The organism is Microbulbifer mixtoriginis (SeqCode) (assembly GCF_052468275.1).
In genome coordinates this window covers 1,395,432-1,409,550 of record NZ_CP174341.1, presented here as the reverse complement: position 1 = coordinate 1,409,550, position 14,119 = coordinate 1,395,432, and the positions used below count along the sequence as shown (strand labels likewise).

Here is a 14,119-nt window from a genome sequence, read left to right as displayed (position 1 = left end):
CGCCCTTCTATCAATCAATTTCCGCACGCCTTGGGGGAAAGATGTCACTACTCAAGAAAACTCTTGTCGCATCCATCGGTCTGTTCGCCAGCCTCAATGCAACCGCTATGGAACAGGAAGATTTTAAGAAGGCCTATCGGGCGCTGCCGAAAGAGAATGCCTCTGAAAGACTGGTGGCCCTACAGGATCTGCGCTATCGCTGGATTATGGAAAGCTTTCCCAGCCAGGCCACTTATGAGGGCTATCCAGGGCAAAATGATCGCTGGGTAGACAACTCAAAGAGAGGCATTGAGGCTCGACAAGAACAGACTCGTCAACTTTTAGGTGCTACCCGCAACCTCGATGTCAGCGAGTTACCCGAGCAGCAACAACTGGACTACCAACTGCTTTACCAGGATTTGCTCGGTGGGGTGAAGGGCTTCCAGTTCCCCGAACATCTACAACCCATTACCCATATGAGCGGTATCCAGCTCGATGTGCCGAATGTACTCAACAGTATGCCGCGCAGTACGGTTGCTGATTACGAAGATATTCTGGCACGCCTATCAAAGCTACCAACTTTGGTAACACAGACACAGACGCTAATGCAGCAGGGATTAAGAAAAGGGGTTACTCCGCCGCAAATCACTCTGCGTGATCTACCCCGGCAGATCCGCGCGCTGATCCCCACAACTCCCGAGCAGAGTCCTCTACTCAGTGCTTTTGCGGAAATGCCCAGCGCCATCCCCAAAGCGAAACAAAAAAGCCTGCGCCAGCGCGCCCTCGCCATCTACGCAAGCCAGTTATTACCGGCATGGCGAGACATGGCGGAATTTATCGAAAGGGAATACATTCCTGAAGCACAGAAAGGCATCGCCCTCAGCAGTCGCCCAGACGGTCTACGCTGGTATGCCTACAAAGTAGAAAAGAGCACCACCACTCACCTTAGCCCGGAAGAAATCCACCGCATAGGCTTGGCCGAAGTGAAGCGTATCCGTGCAGAGATGCAAGCTGTCATGCAGAAAACAGGCTTCCAAGGTGACTTCAAGGCCTTTACAGAATTCCTGCGCACTGACCCACGCTTTTACCACACCAGCCGTGAGGCCCTGTTACGAGACTACCGGGATATTGCCAAGCGCATCGATAGCGAGCTGCCCGCCCTGTTTGGTACCTTGCCCAGGCTGCCCTATGGAGTTAAACCCATTCCCGGCTACTCGGAGCAGTCACAGACCACGGCCTATTACCAGCCTGGCTCCAACGAAGCCGGCCGCGCGGGTATCTTCTTTGCCAATACCTACAACCTGCCCAGTCGACCCAAATGGGAAATGGAAGCACTGACGGTACATGAGGCAATGCCTGGCCACCACTTACAGATTGCCCTGGCCCAGGAGCAAGCTGATATTCATCCATTGCGACGCATGGCTCTCTATACCGCTTTTGTGGAAGGCTGGGGCCTCTACTCCGAAAGCCTCGGTTATGACCTGGGTTTGTACAAAGATCCCTACAGCGAGTTTGGGGCGCTGACCTACGATATGTGGCGCGCCGTGCGTCTGGTTGTAGACACCGGCATGCATCAGCTGGGCTGGAGCCGTGAGCAGGCAATTGACTATTTTATGGAAAATAGTGCCAAGCCTCTGCACGATGTCACCGTGGAAATTGATCGCTACCTGGTTTGGCCTGGACAGGCACTGGCCTATAAATTAGGGCAATTAAAAATTAAGGAGCTACGTGCAAAAGCAGAAGAGGAACTCGACAATAATTTTGATATCCGCAGCTTCCACGATGCCCTTCTTGGCGCCGGTGCCCTGCCCTTAAATATTCTCGAAACACGAATGAACAGCTGGATTGAAAGCCAGGGCTCTGCATCGGCCCAGGTTACTCCCCCTGTAACATCACAAATCTCTGCGGGCTAGATAAGCGAAAGGGCAGGTATTTCCTGCCTTTTTTTATGACTGAAGTATCCGCTAAAAACCCTCTAATCAAATCACCACTCTGAAGATACAGATAAATAGATTGCGCGTGGCTCCCCAGGAAAATACCTGTCCCCAGCAAAGCTGCTATAGTCCGCTCGCTCTGCGTAAGCCCTATTGGTTAGATTTAACATCCTTGCTGAGAGAGCCCAACGATCGAATTCCCACCGGGCTCGCAGGTTCAATAAGTTGTGCCCAGAATATTCATGCTGATTTTGGGGGTCGGTGTAATAGCGCCCCTGATACAACCACTCCAGTTCAGCGTTTATACCTTGCCGAGGTTGCCACTGCAGGCGATAGCTACCGAAAGCCCTGGGAGCTGAATCCACAAGATTGCCATCCAGTAATACTCCCTGCAGCTCTCGCTCATCTCGATAACGGTGCTCCGCATAACTGGAAGAAGCCTCCAGTCGCCAGTCCTGGGCAAATTTATAGCCAAGAGCCATCTCTACACCGCGATGTGAGGTTTTCCCATTAGATTGGTTAAAGTACTCCGTATCCCGAAAAATCACATTGCGCTTGCGCATTCCATAAGCGACGAGCTCATAAGAAAGGTTTTCCTTAATAGCTCGTACCCCCAATTCAATACTGCTGATTTGCTCGGACTTCAATTCGGCAACAGTTTGTTCTCGCTGTAAACGGTAAAGTTCTGTTGCCTGGGGAACCCGATATCCTTGAGTCATATTGACAAATAATTGCAGGTCTGATGTGAAATCGTAAGTAGCTCCTAGTTTGGGTGACCAGTTCTGGAAACTGTCTTTGCGGTCCTCTGGCCGGCTAAACCTACAGCCACCAAAGCCACAAGGGAGACCATCCTCGGCCGTACGGCCAGAAAGCATTTTATTGTTGTAGTCATACTGTACCGACTCAAAACGTACACCGCTGTAAAGCTTTAAAGTATCGGTAACATTCCAGGTAGCCAAAGTAAAAGGAGCAACGCTGTAAGCATTTACTTGATAGTCATAGTGCTTACCTACAGGGATAGTCTCCCGCAAAAAATCTGATCCCTCAGTTGGATCCTTTTGGCGTTCTCGTAAGTAGCCTTGAGTAAATTCTGTATCTAGCCCCATTACTACTTCCAAGTTGCCTTCCCAGCTAAAAAGATAGCTACTCCGCAAGCCGATACTCTCCTGGCCATTTTCTTCCAACGCCTGCCCTGGCAAATAATGCTGCAGAAAACGCATATCTGTTTTTCTAAGATAAGGGGCCAGTGACAGCTTTTTTCCCAAGCCCAAATCAATATCGAGAATGGAGTAAAGCCGTACCGCGGAGGCATCGCGGAATGCTTCTGGATTCGGGTTTTCCCTGTCCCGCTGATCATCCCGATAGGCATTGTATCCTTCGATATAACCCGCTGTTTCCTGATTTAAATTCGTGACTGCCAGACGAGAACGGATTTGTGTCTTCCCTGTAGTGACAGAGTGTAAAAGGCTGAGCTTTTGTTGATCGTAACCAGAGTGGTTCCGATAACCACTATCAGATGTCAGGGAAAGATCTGCTCGTACTCTGCCTTTGTTAGAAAGGTTAGATTCTGCCGAAATACTGGCTCGATAGTAATCGTGAGGACCACCTTCAAAGCCTAAAATGCCAGAAAAGGCCTTGGTATTTTCTTCAATTTCCGGACTCAGAATATTCATGACACCATGCATAGCATTGGAACCATGCAGGGTGCTGGCTGGGCCGCGAATAACTTCAATTCTCTGAGCCATTTCACTATGGGATTCAAACAACTCATTTATATTGCAGAATCCATGTGCTCGCAGAGGGATGCCATCCTCCATTGTCAGCACACTGCCACAGGCTCCAGCCCCAGACAGTACTGGCGAACGCAATGCGGGTAAATATTCCTGGCCGTTACCCCTTGCCACATTGGCCCCAGGAACTCGCACTAAACTTTGCTGGATATGATTGTGCTTAATCAGCTTTAACTCGAAACGATCAACCATGGAGAAACTTTCTGGATAATCCTGAAACGGTTTCTCAACACGACTAGCTGTGACAACGACCGACTCTATGTTCGCCGAATCCGACAAAGCCACCTGACTGACCGACAAAAGTATTAGTACCAGGCTCTTGGTTTTTATTAACATGCTTCCAGCTTATTTTTCCTTCGGTATCAGTCCACCATACAGGACCTGGGCAGGGTTTTCCCACTCTCCCCCTACTTCTCTCAAAGTCTCCTTCCGCATTAAGCTATCAAGCTCCCTGTCAAAAGCTATACCGAAGTAAAAACACGCTATAAAAAAGCGTCATCTACAAATTAGTCAATCTATTTTTCCTAACTTCTAGGCAAAGTGGCAGATAGCTATTCTCCGACCTAACCTCCAAGAGGAGGTCGAAATAAGATTTTTTAAAAATTACCCTTTAAAGAGGAAAAGCATGGCCTGGTTCTATCTGTTAATGGCTGGTCTTTGTGAAATAGGCTGGGTGCTGGGGCTAAAAATATCCCAAGAGACATCGACTCGCCTGCTGGGTGTTGTAATGGCGGTCGTATTTATTGGCCTCAGTGGGTTTTTATTGTGGTTGGCCCAGCGAGAGATTCCCATTGGCATCTCCTATGCCGTCTGGACCAGTATCGGCGCGGCCGGTGCCTTTCTGATGGGAGTCATTTTCTTTGGTGAGACAGCCAGTCTCGGACGATATCTCGGAGTACTGCTAATTATCGTCGGGGTTGTCACATTAAAACTGGCTCGTTAGCTTGTATAAAGGCTTTGAAGGGCAGCGAATGCTGCCCTTCAAAGCCTGGTTAAATAGCGCTTAAAAAAATAGAGGTGTAAAAAAAGAGGCAGTCATTTTTTCAATCCTCTCCGTGATACTTACGTTTACGCGCCTGGTTTTGCACAGATCGATACATCTGGGATAGCGCTCTCTCCCCTGCCCGTTTCTGCGCGAGAGTTTGACCGTTACGGCTTAGTTCCTGTTGCAGTTTTTGCCAATTGCGCAAGCGCCGATCATCCAGCGAATCGCCCGTTATTGCCTCTTGTACCGCACAGCCTGGCTCTGACTGGTGCTGGCAGTCAGAAAAGCGACACTCTCTGGACAAGGCCTCGATATCAGAAAAAGTCTCCGCCACGCCATCTTCAACATGCACCAATCCTAGCTCCCGCATTCCAGGGCTATCGAGTAACAGCGCTCCCCAACTCAGGGAGTGAAGAGAGCGTTTCCGTGTAGTGTGACGCCCTTTACTATCGGCTTCGCGAATGGTCCCAGTCTCAGCCAGGGATTCGCCAGACAGCGCATTTAGCAAAGTGGATTTACCCACTCCAGAAGAACCTAACAGCGCGATAGTTTCCCCAGGTAAGCACCACTGGCGCAGCTGTGCCACGCTTTCTCGATCCAGGCTATTTACCATTGCAACAGGTAATTCACCGAATGGGCGCAAAGCCTGAAGAAAAGGGGCAGTATCTTCACACAGGTCGGCCTTAGTCAGTATCAAGTGTGGGCGGCAACCGGACTCCCGCGCCAGAGCCAAATAGCGCTCAATGCGTGAGAGGTTAAAGTCATCATTCAGGGACGAAACAATAAAAACACTATCGACATTGGCGGCGATCATCTGCACCTGATGCCCCCCAGGTGCCATGCGCTCAAACTGGCTGCTACGGCTCAACAAACGCATAAAATATCCACTGCTCTTCTCTAACAACAACCAATCCCCCACCGTCGGCAAATTAGCCACAAGACTCCCGGTTAGGGGAAGGGACACAGCCCCCTTCTCGCCGGCCAATTCCAGGCGACTGCGGTGTACAGCCATAACCCGCAGCGGCAAACACTGTTCGAGTTCGTCGAGTGTCAGCTGCTGTTGGAAAAAAGACTTCCAACCAAGTTTTTGTAGCGGAGAAGCTTCCCGCTCAATTTTGATAGATGGGGATTTAGTGCCGAATCTATTAACAGACCGGCGGGTAAAGTGAGATTTACTCAAGATTGAAACCCTCTGGGCGCAACAAAGCACCAAGCGACCGCAGATACGCGGCCAACAGAGCTTTCTCAGGGAAAGCCCGACGTCTAGGAATCTATCGCCGGGCGTGGGCAGCTGGAGGCTGCTACTGGACCCGACGGAGGGTTGCAACAATCATCAATCATCCTCCGCAGTTATTGAGTTCTGGATTCCGCCATAGTACCTGGCGGGTTATGGGCAAATTAGCACTACCAGGGGGTAGGAGCAAGGATAATCCCGGGAAGCCTCTCAGTAATTGCCCCGCCACAAAAAGCAAAGCCGGCAAAAGCCGGCCTTCGAATCCGATTACAGCGAGTGCATCACCTTTCTCGACTCACTATAACCCGATCAGTTGAGTATAGATCCGGCTTTTTCTTTCGCCATCACGTTTACTCGGGAAGCATCTTCTCCTGCGGGTGTTTCCACCAAGTGACGAATTTATAAAGGTTTTATGACACCCCCAACCACCTCCCCCAGACCTCCACCTCCTCGGGGTGGGAGGCCGTCAATGCGTGACTGCGATTCAATACCAACTGAGAGAACCGCAACAAGTACAACAAAAAATGGGAAGCGCTATGCCAACAACAAAATTTACAGGGCCCGGCACAAAGGCCGGGCTGATTCTGGGGGCAGTCTTCTGCTCCATCCAAATACCGGTATGGGCATCTGACACACCAGACCCCACAGAGGTCAATATTCCCGGCAACCTACAAAGCCAACTGGGCTGCGATGGCGACTGGCAACCAGGTTGTGTCGCCACCCTGCTCAGCCATGACAGCGAAGACGACAAATGGCAAGGCAACTTTTGGATACCCGCCGGCAACTGGGAGTACAAAGCCGCTCTCAACAACAGCTGGGATGAAAATTATGGCTGGGGCGGCCAGAGGGACGGCGGTAATATTTCCCTTAGCCTGGATGAGGCCCGCGAAGTTAAATTTATCTACGACCACGAGAGTCACTGGATCACCGACAACCACAATAGCGTGGTCGCCACTGTAGCCGGCAACTTCCAATCCCTGCTGGGGTGCCCGGGAGAATGGCAACCCGGTTGCCTGCGCAGCTGGATGCAGGATGCCGATGGAGATGGCACCTACACCTTTATCACCTCAGCGCTGCCTGCCGGTTCCTATGAATTCAAGGTAGCCCTGCACGAAGGCTGGGAGGAGAGCTACGGCAACAATGGAGCCAACGTCAGCTTTACCGTGGCCGCCGATTACGACGAAATCTACTTTGCTTTTGACTCGAATAGTAAAGAAGTCACCGTCAGCAGTGATGGCTTCGCCAAGGGTGACCTGAGCAGCGATAAAGCGCACTGGGTGGATACCAGCAGCTTTGCCTGGGATATCCAGGTGCAGGAAGCTACCAAGGTTAAATTGCACTACAGCAACACCGCCGAGCTAAAACTGGAGGACGGTGATATCCGTTCCGATGGCACCATCGATCTCACCCCTCACGCCACCCTGCCCGACAGCGCCCAACAAAAATTCCCGCACCTGGCCAGTTTCAGTGCCTGGCAATTGCCAGGGCAGGCTTCCACTAGTGATCTGGTCACCCAGCAACTCGCCCTCGCCGCTTACGATGCGGAGGGCACGTTACTGGATGCGACTGGTGTGCAGATGGCCGGTGCCCTCGATGACCACTTCTACTACGACGGTGAACTCGGTGCCCGTGTCGGCGAGGAGAGTATCCAGCTCGATCTTTGGGCGCCCACTGCACGGGCAGTAAAGCTGCACCTGTTTACAGACCCCAGCAGCGATAGCGCCGATCACGTGGTATCCATGCTGCGCGATGAATCTACCGGGGTTTGGAGTGCCGATATCGATAAGCAGTGGGACCGCAGCTTTTACCTCTACGAGGTCGAGGTGTATTCCTACTTTAGCCGTCAGATTGAAACCAACCTGGTCACCGACCCCTACTCCCTGAGTCTCTCCATCAATAGCGGCAAAAGCCAGATCGTCAACCTGGATGACCGGGACCTGAAGCCGCACGGTTGGGACCGCCTGCGCAAGCCCAAGTTAACCCAGCCGGAAGATATCAGTGTCTACGAGCTGCACGTACGCGATTTCAGTATTGCGGATCAAACTGTCCCCGAAGCAGAGCGCGGCACCTTCAAGGCTTTCACCCGCAAGCACAGCGACGGCATGCGCCACCTCAATAAACTGGCCCGCGCCGGCCTCACCCATATCCACCTGCTGCCGGCCTTTGACTTTGCCACAGTCAATGAGGATCGCATGCAGCAGCAGCAAACCCCGGACCTCTCAGACTACGCATCGGACAGCAGCGAGCAGCAGGCCCAGGTGGATTCTGTTCGCGATACCGATGGCTTTAACTGGGGCTACGATCCATTGCACTACACGGTCCCCGAAGGCAGCTATAGCAGCGCTCCCGATGGATCTGCGCGCATTCGCGAATTCCGTCAAATGGTACAAGGGTTATCCCACTCCGGCCTCCGACTGGTGATGGACGTGGTTTACAACCACACCAGCTCCTATGGCCAATACGACAACTCCGTACTCGATAAAATCGTCCCCGGCTATTACCACCGCCGCAATCTGGAGGGCGGTGTGGAAATGAGCAGCTGCTGCGCAAATACCGCCAGTGAGCACGCCATGATGGAAAAGCTGATGATCGATTCCCTGGTCACCTGGGCCCGGGCCTACAAGGTGGACAGCTTCCGTTTCGATCTGATGGGACACCACAGCCTCGACAATATCCTAAAGGCGCAAGCAGCACTGCAATCACTGACCCCGGCAGCCGATGGTGTCGATGGCAGCGCTATCTATCTGTACGGCGAGGGCTGGAATTTTGGCGAGGTGGCTGACGATGCTCGCTTTGTACAGGCCCGCCAGGGCAATATGGCCGGCAGCGGTATCGGCACCTTTAACGATCGCCTGCGCGATTCCGTGCGTGGCGGCAACCCCTTCGGAGGCTTTGAGGAGCAGGGCTTTGGTACCGGTCTGTTCACCGACAGCAACGGTAAGTTTGAGGGAGAAGATGAGCGTGCCACACTGCTAACCCTGGCAGATAAAGTCCGCGTTTCCCTCGCCGGCAACCTGGCGGATTATCCTTTTGAAGATGCCAACGGCAATATCATTACCGGCAGCGAGCTGGTCTATAACGGCCAGCCCACCGGCTATACTGCCGACCCGCAGGAATCCATTAATTATATTGCCGCCCACGACAACGAGACGTTGTTCGACGGAGTACAGATCAAAGCCAGCGACAGCGCCGACTTGGCTGAACGAGTGCGTATCCAGGCATTCAGTAATTCCCTGGTTCTGTTCGCCCAGGGAGTGCCGTTTATCCACGCAGGCCAGGATTTCCTGCGCTCAAAGTCGATGGATCGGGACAGTTACAACTCCGGTGACTGGTTTAATGCACTGGACTTCAGCCTCGCCACCGATAATTGGGGTGCGGGTTTACCTATTGCAGATAAAAACGAAGATAACTGGTCCCTGATGCAACCTTTACTGGCAAACCCGGAATTGGCTCCCGAGCGCCGGCACCGCTTGTGGAGCTCCGCTCTATTCCGCGAGCAGCTGGCGATTCGCAACAGCTCTCCCCTGTTCCGCTTGTCTGATGCAGAGTCCGTAGAGGCACACCTCAATTTCCTCAACACCGGACCCGACCAGATTCCTGGGCTGATTGTGATGGAGTTATCAGATTCCAGTGGCAGCATCGATCGCCGCTTTGAACGTATTGTGGTGCTGTTTAATGGCGATGACGAATCATTGGAATTTACCAGCGAAAACCTTATTGGTGAGTACCTGTTCAAGCACCCACGTCAGCGCCGATCAGTAGACTCACGCCTGCACAAAGTAAAATTTGATAGGAGCAGCGGCACCTTTACTCTACCCGGCCGAACTACCGCAGTATTTGTGCAACCACGCCGTAGATATTAATTCTTTATAAATTTTAAAAGGCCGGATTTTCCGGCCTTTTTTTCATTTTTTAGAAACTATTTCCCGGCTCTCACCAAGTAATCAGCTCGCAATTGTCATATTCCGCAGATTGATTTAGCGTGTGCCTAAATAATAAATAGGTGTACAAATCATGAAGCGTTTCCTTCTCAGCAGTATCGCAGCGACTCTTTTCTCTTCCTCAGTACTGGCAGAAACCATTATCCACGCAGGCACACTGCTCACTGTTCCCGGTAAAAAACCTTTAAAAGAGCAAAGCGTAATAATCGAGGATGGCAGGATTACTTCCATCCGCCCTGGTTATGTGAACAGAGATGATGCCGAAGTCATTGATCTTAAGGACAGCTTCGTAATGCCGGGCTTAATGGATATGCACGTTCACCTGCAAACTGAGTTGGGCCCCAAAAACGATTCCGAAGCCCTAAAGATGTCCATGCCATTGACCCAAATGCGCTCGCAAATGTTTGGCATGCGTATTCTGAAATCAGGTTTTACCACTGTACGCGATGCGGGTAATAGCGGTGAAGAAATGTATGCGATGCGCGATGCTATCAATAATGGCTGGGTAGATGGCCCACGTATTATCGCAGCCGGCGGAGTGGGTATTACCGGAGGGCACGCAGATATCAGTGGAGTCAGCCCCGAGTTAATGGCACTGCATGACGATAAAACCAGAACGGTATGCGACGGCCCCTATGATTGCCGCCGCGCGACCCGTCATACGATCAAATACGGCGCTGACTTTATCAAGATCACCTCTACCGGTGGCGTACTTACCGATCGCGCTACAGGTACCGGCCAGCAGATGGAAATCGATGAGCTAAAAGAGGTGGTCCTGGCAGCCCAGCGCATGGGTCGCAAAGTAGCCAGTCATGCGCACCAGGAAGAAGGCATTATCGCCGCACTGGAGGCCGGTGTAGACAGTATTGAGCACGGCACCTACGCAGGTCCCCGCGCCCATAAGCTATTTAAAGAAACCGGCGCTTACCTGGTTCCGACACTTCTCGCCGGCGATACCGTGGTACAGCTGGCAAAAAATACCGATGTCTTATCTGAAGCTCAGAAGGAAAAAGCCATTCGTGTTGGCACAGACATGCGCGGCAATTTCCGTAAAGCGGTCGATGCCGGAGTAAAAATTGCCTTCGGTACCGACTCAGGTGTATCCAAGCACGGCATCAATGCACGCGAGGCGGTCCTGATGAGTGAAGCCGGTATGGACAATATGGCCATCCTGCAGTCCGCTACCGTTAACGCCGCCGACCTGATCGATATGAGCGATTCACTGGGCACCATTGAGTCCGGTAAGTACGCCGATATTATCGCCACCAATGGCTCGCCACTGGATAATATTGAGGAACTCTTAGACGTGGACTTTGTGATGAAAGGTGGCAAGGTCTTTAAAGATTAGAAGCCCAATATTTTTGGAGCTTCTGAATTATTCAAAGCCGAACTTCAAATACTCGAGCTCGGCTTTAATTAATTTCCACAAAAAAGGCCGGGATTATCCGGCCTTTTTTGTGGGGGTGCCTGAAGGAGGTTAAAAGTTATTTTTCTTCTTTCCCTTCCTCATCCTCATTTTCAATCAAATGGCCAAGCTTGCCTTTCTTGGTGGACAAATACTTGGCATTGTGGGGATTGCGCCCGGACTGGTGCGGCAGGCGCTCAGTCACATTAATACCCAAGTCCTCCAACGCTTTTACTTTGCGCGGGTTATTGGTCATCAAGCGAATGGCATGAATACCCAGGTGGTCGATCATCGCTTTCAGAATTGAATAATCCCGCATATCGGCGCCAAAGCCGAGCTGCTCATTGGCCTCCACGGTATCCGCACCGCAATCCTGCAAATGGTAAGCACGGATCTTGTTTAACAGGCCTATGCCACGCCCCTCCTGGCGCAGGTAGAAAATAGCTCCACGTCCTTCCATGGCAATGCGGTGCATGGCATGTTGCAACTGGGCACCACAATCGCAACGCAGGGAAAACAGGGCATCACCGGTCAGGCATTCCGAGTGAATGCGGGCCAGTAGGGGCTCGCTGGTATCGAAGTCCCCCATGGTGAGCACCACATGCTCCTTGCCGGTCTCCACTTCCTCGAAGCCGTGCATTTCAAACATACCCCAGGAAGTGGGCAGCTTTGAGGATTCCACATAACGAATGGTCAACTTAATACCTCTTCACGTCAGTTGCGGGCGCGCAGTATCAGCACACCCCTCTGCTGTTCCATATCTAACCGGCCGAGAAAACTGTTTCCCAGAAGCACCACTTGGGGAAAGTTATCAGTGTGCACGGTAGCTTCTACATTGTGCAATTTAATGCCACCGATAGTGACACTGCTGAGATTGATCAAATAAGCACTGGTGATACCACTGGCGGTCGACACCGGTATGCGCTTGGCACCATTAAGATTTAAACGCAGACGCTGGGCGGTGGGGTAATTGATTGCCAGAGTAGTCGCTCCAGTATCCACCATCACCGGAACCCGCATCCCATTAATCCAGGCATCGGTATTGAAATGGCCACGACTATCTCCCATCAAGCGCACCTCGGCGCGCTCAGCCTGGGCATAGCTTGCGGCGATGGGCGCATCCAGGGTGAGCTTCTGTTCGCGTCCATTCACGCGAACACGCGCGTAACTGGTCGTCGATTCAATCAGGCCAACCCCTTCCGGTGATTGTTGGCCTGCCTTAAGAATGCGTTGGCGGCCATCGATTTCCAGCATGGCGCTATCGCCAAACAAACCCTTCAGCTGTACCTGTTGTGCCCAGGCTGTACTGGAAACCAGTAACCCCAGCAGAAGCCAAAATGCCTTGTGCATCGATAATCCCTATCCGCTAAGCCCCTACAAAAAACACGGTTATTTGCAATATTAAAGCCGCATAAACGGCGGCCAGTATATCGTCGAGCATAATTCCGACGCCACCCTGTACCCGCCGATCTGCCCAACCGATGGGCGGTGGCTTGGCGATATCGAACAGGCGAAAAAGTACGAAACCGTAAAGTGCCCAAATCCATCCAGCCGGGGCCATAAACATAGTGAGCCAGTAGCCCACCATCTCATCCCAAACGATGCCCCCATGGTCATGTACACCGAGCTTCTTTGCCGCAGCGCCACATAAATAACACCCCACTAAACCCGTCACCACTAGGATTCCCAGGTACCAAGATGGGGGGAGATCTTTCATCAGCCACCAAAAAGGTATGGCAACCAGAGTGCCAAAAGTACCCGGTGCCTTGGGTGCCAGCCCCGAACCAAAACCAAAAGCCAGCAACAGAGTAGGATCGCGCAAAAGCTCGGAAAAACTGGGGTTATGTATTCTCATTGTCTTATTTCCAAAGCCACCACCGGCACTTCCGGGCCAATACCATTTAAAAATGCTGATAGCCAGTGACCGCTGGCGACCAAGGGTTGCCATTATGCCAGCAGCGCACCCCGGTACTGCCCTCAATGAGGGTGCCGATAGCAGTTACTTTCAGGCCCAGTTGGTCCAAATCTGCAACCCGCTGCTGGGGAACGGTAAAACAGAGTTGGTAATCATCGCCACCGCCTGTAGCCAGAGCCATTGCTTTCTCTGCGGCAAGAGTTTGCGCCAAGGGAGAAACGGCCAATCGCTCCAGATGAATATCAGCGCTGACACCGCTGGACTCACAAATATGTCCCAGGTCCGCGAGCAGACCATCGGAAATATCCAGAGCCGCACTGGCCAACTCGGCAATCGCCGCAGCCACAGGGAATTGGGGTTCGGGATAATAGAAGGCGCGTTCACACTGCAACTGCACATCGGCATTCACCCGCTGCTCTCCCAGCACCACCGGCAGAGCGGCGGCAGCAGCACCTAGAGGACCGCTGACATAAACGTGATCACCGGGGCCGGCAAGATCTCGGCGCAGTGGCGATTCCGTGTGTCCGATCACCTGAATGGTGATCGACAAAGGGCCCGCAGTGGTATCGCCCCCCACCAAAGAAACACCAAACTGTGCCGCGGTCTGCAGCAGGCCATCGGCAAATTTGCGCAACCAAACTGCATCACTGTCAGGTAGGGTCAGGGCCAGAGTAAACCAGAGCGGGCGCGCATTCATTGCCGCCAGGTCACTGAGATTAACCCTGAGTGCACGCGCGGCAATAGCAGCAGGGTCCGCATCAGCGGGGAAGTGGCGGCCTGCCACCAGGGTATCCATAGAGGTGGCCAGCTGCCCCGAGGCGGGTGCCTGCAGGAGAGCGCAGTCGTCACCTATACCCAGAGCAACCCCTTCGCCCACAGGAGCACTGGCGAAAAAATCGCGGATAATTTCAAATTCGCCCGGCGCAGTTCCCATAA

10 protein-coding genes are annotated in these 14,119 nt (G+C 52.5%); 4 read left to right on the top strand and 6 right to left on the bottom strand.

All coding sequences use genetic code 11. The annotated features are described in order from the left end of the window. Positions 1 to 41: 41 nt before the first annotated feature. Entirely contained in the window at positions 42 to 1,892 is a 1,851-nt protein-coding gene (locus tag ACJJIC_RS06140) for a DUF885 domain-containing protein (RefSeq protein ID WP_445356613.1), read from the top strand. A 71-nt stretch (positions 1,893 to 1,963) separates the two neighbouring features. Here ACJJIC_RS06140 and ACJJIC_RS06135 read toward each other — a convergent pair whose 3' ends face one another. Then, a complete protein-coding gene (locus ACJJIC_RS06135; protein ID WP_445356612.1) occupies positions 1,964 to 4,039 on the bottom strand; it encodes a TonB-dependent receptor in 2,076 nt (691 codons plus the stop codon). 289 nt (positions 4,040 to 4,328) lie between these two features. Here ACJJIC_RS06135 and ACJJIC_RS06130 point away from each other — a divergent pair, with 289 nt between their 5' ends. Next, positions 4,329 to 4,646 carry a DMT family transporter gene (locus ACJJIC_RS06130; RefSeq protein ID WP_252083343.1) on the top strand — a complete coding sequence of 106 codons (318 nt, stop codon included), beginning with the start codon at positions 4,329 to 4,331 and terminating at the stop codon, positions 4,644 to 4,646. 100 nt (positions 4,647 to 4,746) lie between these two features. Here ACJJIC_RS06130 and rsgA read toward each other — a convergent pair whose 3' ends face one another. Further along, positions 4,747 to 5,868: a ribosome small subunit-dependent GTPase A gene (gene rsgA / locus ACJJIC_RS06125; RefSeq protein WP_444910534.1), complete on the bottom strand. Its 1,122-nt coding sequence runs from the start codon at positions 5,866 to 5,868 to the stop codon at positions 4,747 to 4,749. Between the two features lie 590 nt (positions 5,869 to 6,458). On the opposite strand from rsgA, the gene pulA reads away from it, so the two are divergent. After that, positions 6,459 to 9,785: a pullulanase-type alpha-1,6-glucosidase gene (gene pulA, locus ACJJIC_RS06120; RefSeq protein WP_445356611.1), complete on the top strand. Its 3,327-nt coding sequence runs from the start codon at positions 6,459 to 6,461 to the stop codon at positions 9,783 to 9,785. A 151-nt stretch (positions 9,786 to 9,936) separates the two neighbouring features. Then, positions 9,937 to 11,211 carry an amidohydrolase family protein gene (locus ACJJIC_RS06115; RefSeq protein WP_444910536.1) on the top strand — a complete coding sequence of 425 codons (1,275 nt, stop codon included), beginning with the start codon at positions 9,937 to 9,939 and terminating at the stop codon, positions 11,209 to 11,211. Positions 11,212 to 11,347: 136 nt separating this feature from the next. Here ACJJIC_RS06115 and ribA read toward each other — a convergent pair whose 3' ends face one another. From ribA to thiL, 4 genes are read right to left on the bottom strand one after another with little or no spacing between them, the layout of a single operon-like run. Further along, complete coding sequence (gene ribA, locus ACJJIC_RS06110) at positions 11,348 to 11,965, bottom strand: GTP cyclohydrolase II (RefSeq protein WP_444910537.1); 618 nt, start codon at positions 11,963 to 11,965, stop codon at positions 11,348 to 11,350. Between the two features lie 17 nt (positions 11,966 to 11,982). Continuing rightward, positions 11,983 to 12,618: a retropepsin-like aspartic protease family protein gene (locus ACJJIC_RS06105; protein WP_444887219.1), complete on the bottom strand. Its 636-nt coding sequence runs from the start codon at positions 12,616 to 12,618 to the stop codon at positions 11,983 to 11,985. A 16-nt stretch (positions 12,619 to 12,634) separates the two neighbouring features. Further along, positions 12,635 to 13,123, bottom strand: a complete 489-nt coding sequence (locus ACJJIC_RS06100; RefSeq protein ID WP_444882791.1) for a phosphatidylglycerophosphatase A family protein — start codon at positions 13,121 to 13,123, stop codon at positions 12,635 to 12,637. Between the two features lie 46 nt (positions 13,124 to 13,169). Next, the gene (thiL, locus tag ACJJIC_RS06095) at positions 13,170 to 14,117 is read right to left on the bottom strand and encodes a thiamine-phosphate kinase (protein WP_444910538.1); all 948 of its coding nucleotides are present in this window, start codon (positions 14,115 to 14,117) and stop codon (positions 13,170 to 13,172) included. Positions 14,118 to 14,119 lie beyond the last annotated feature (2 nt).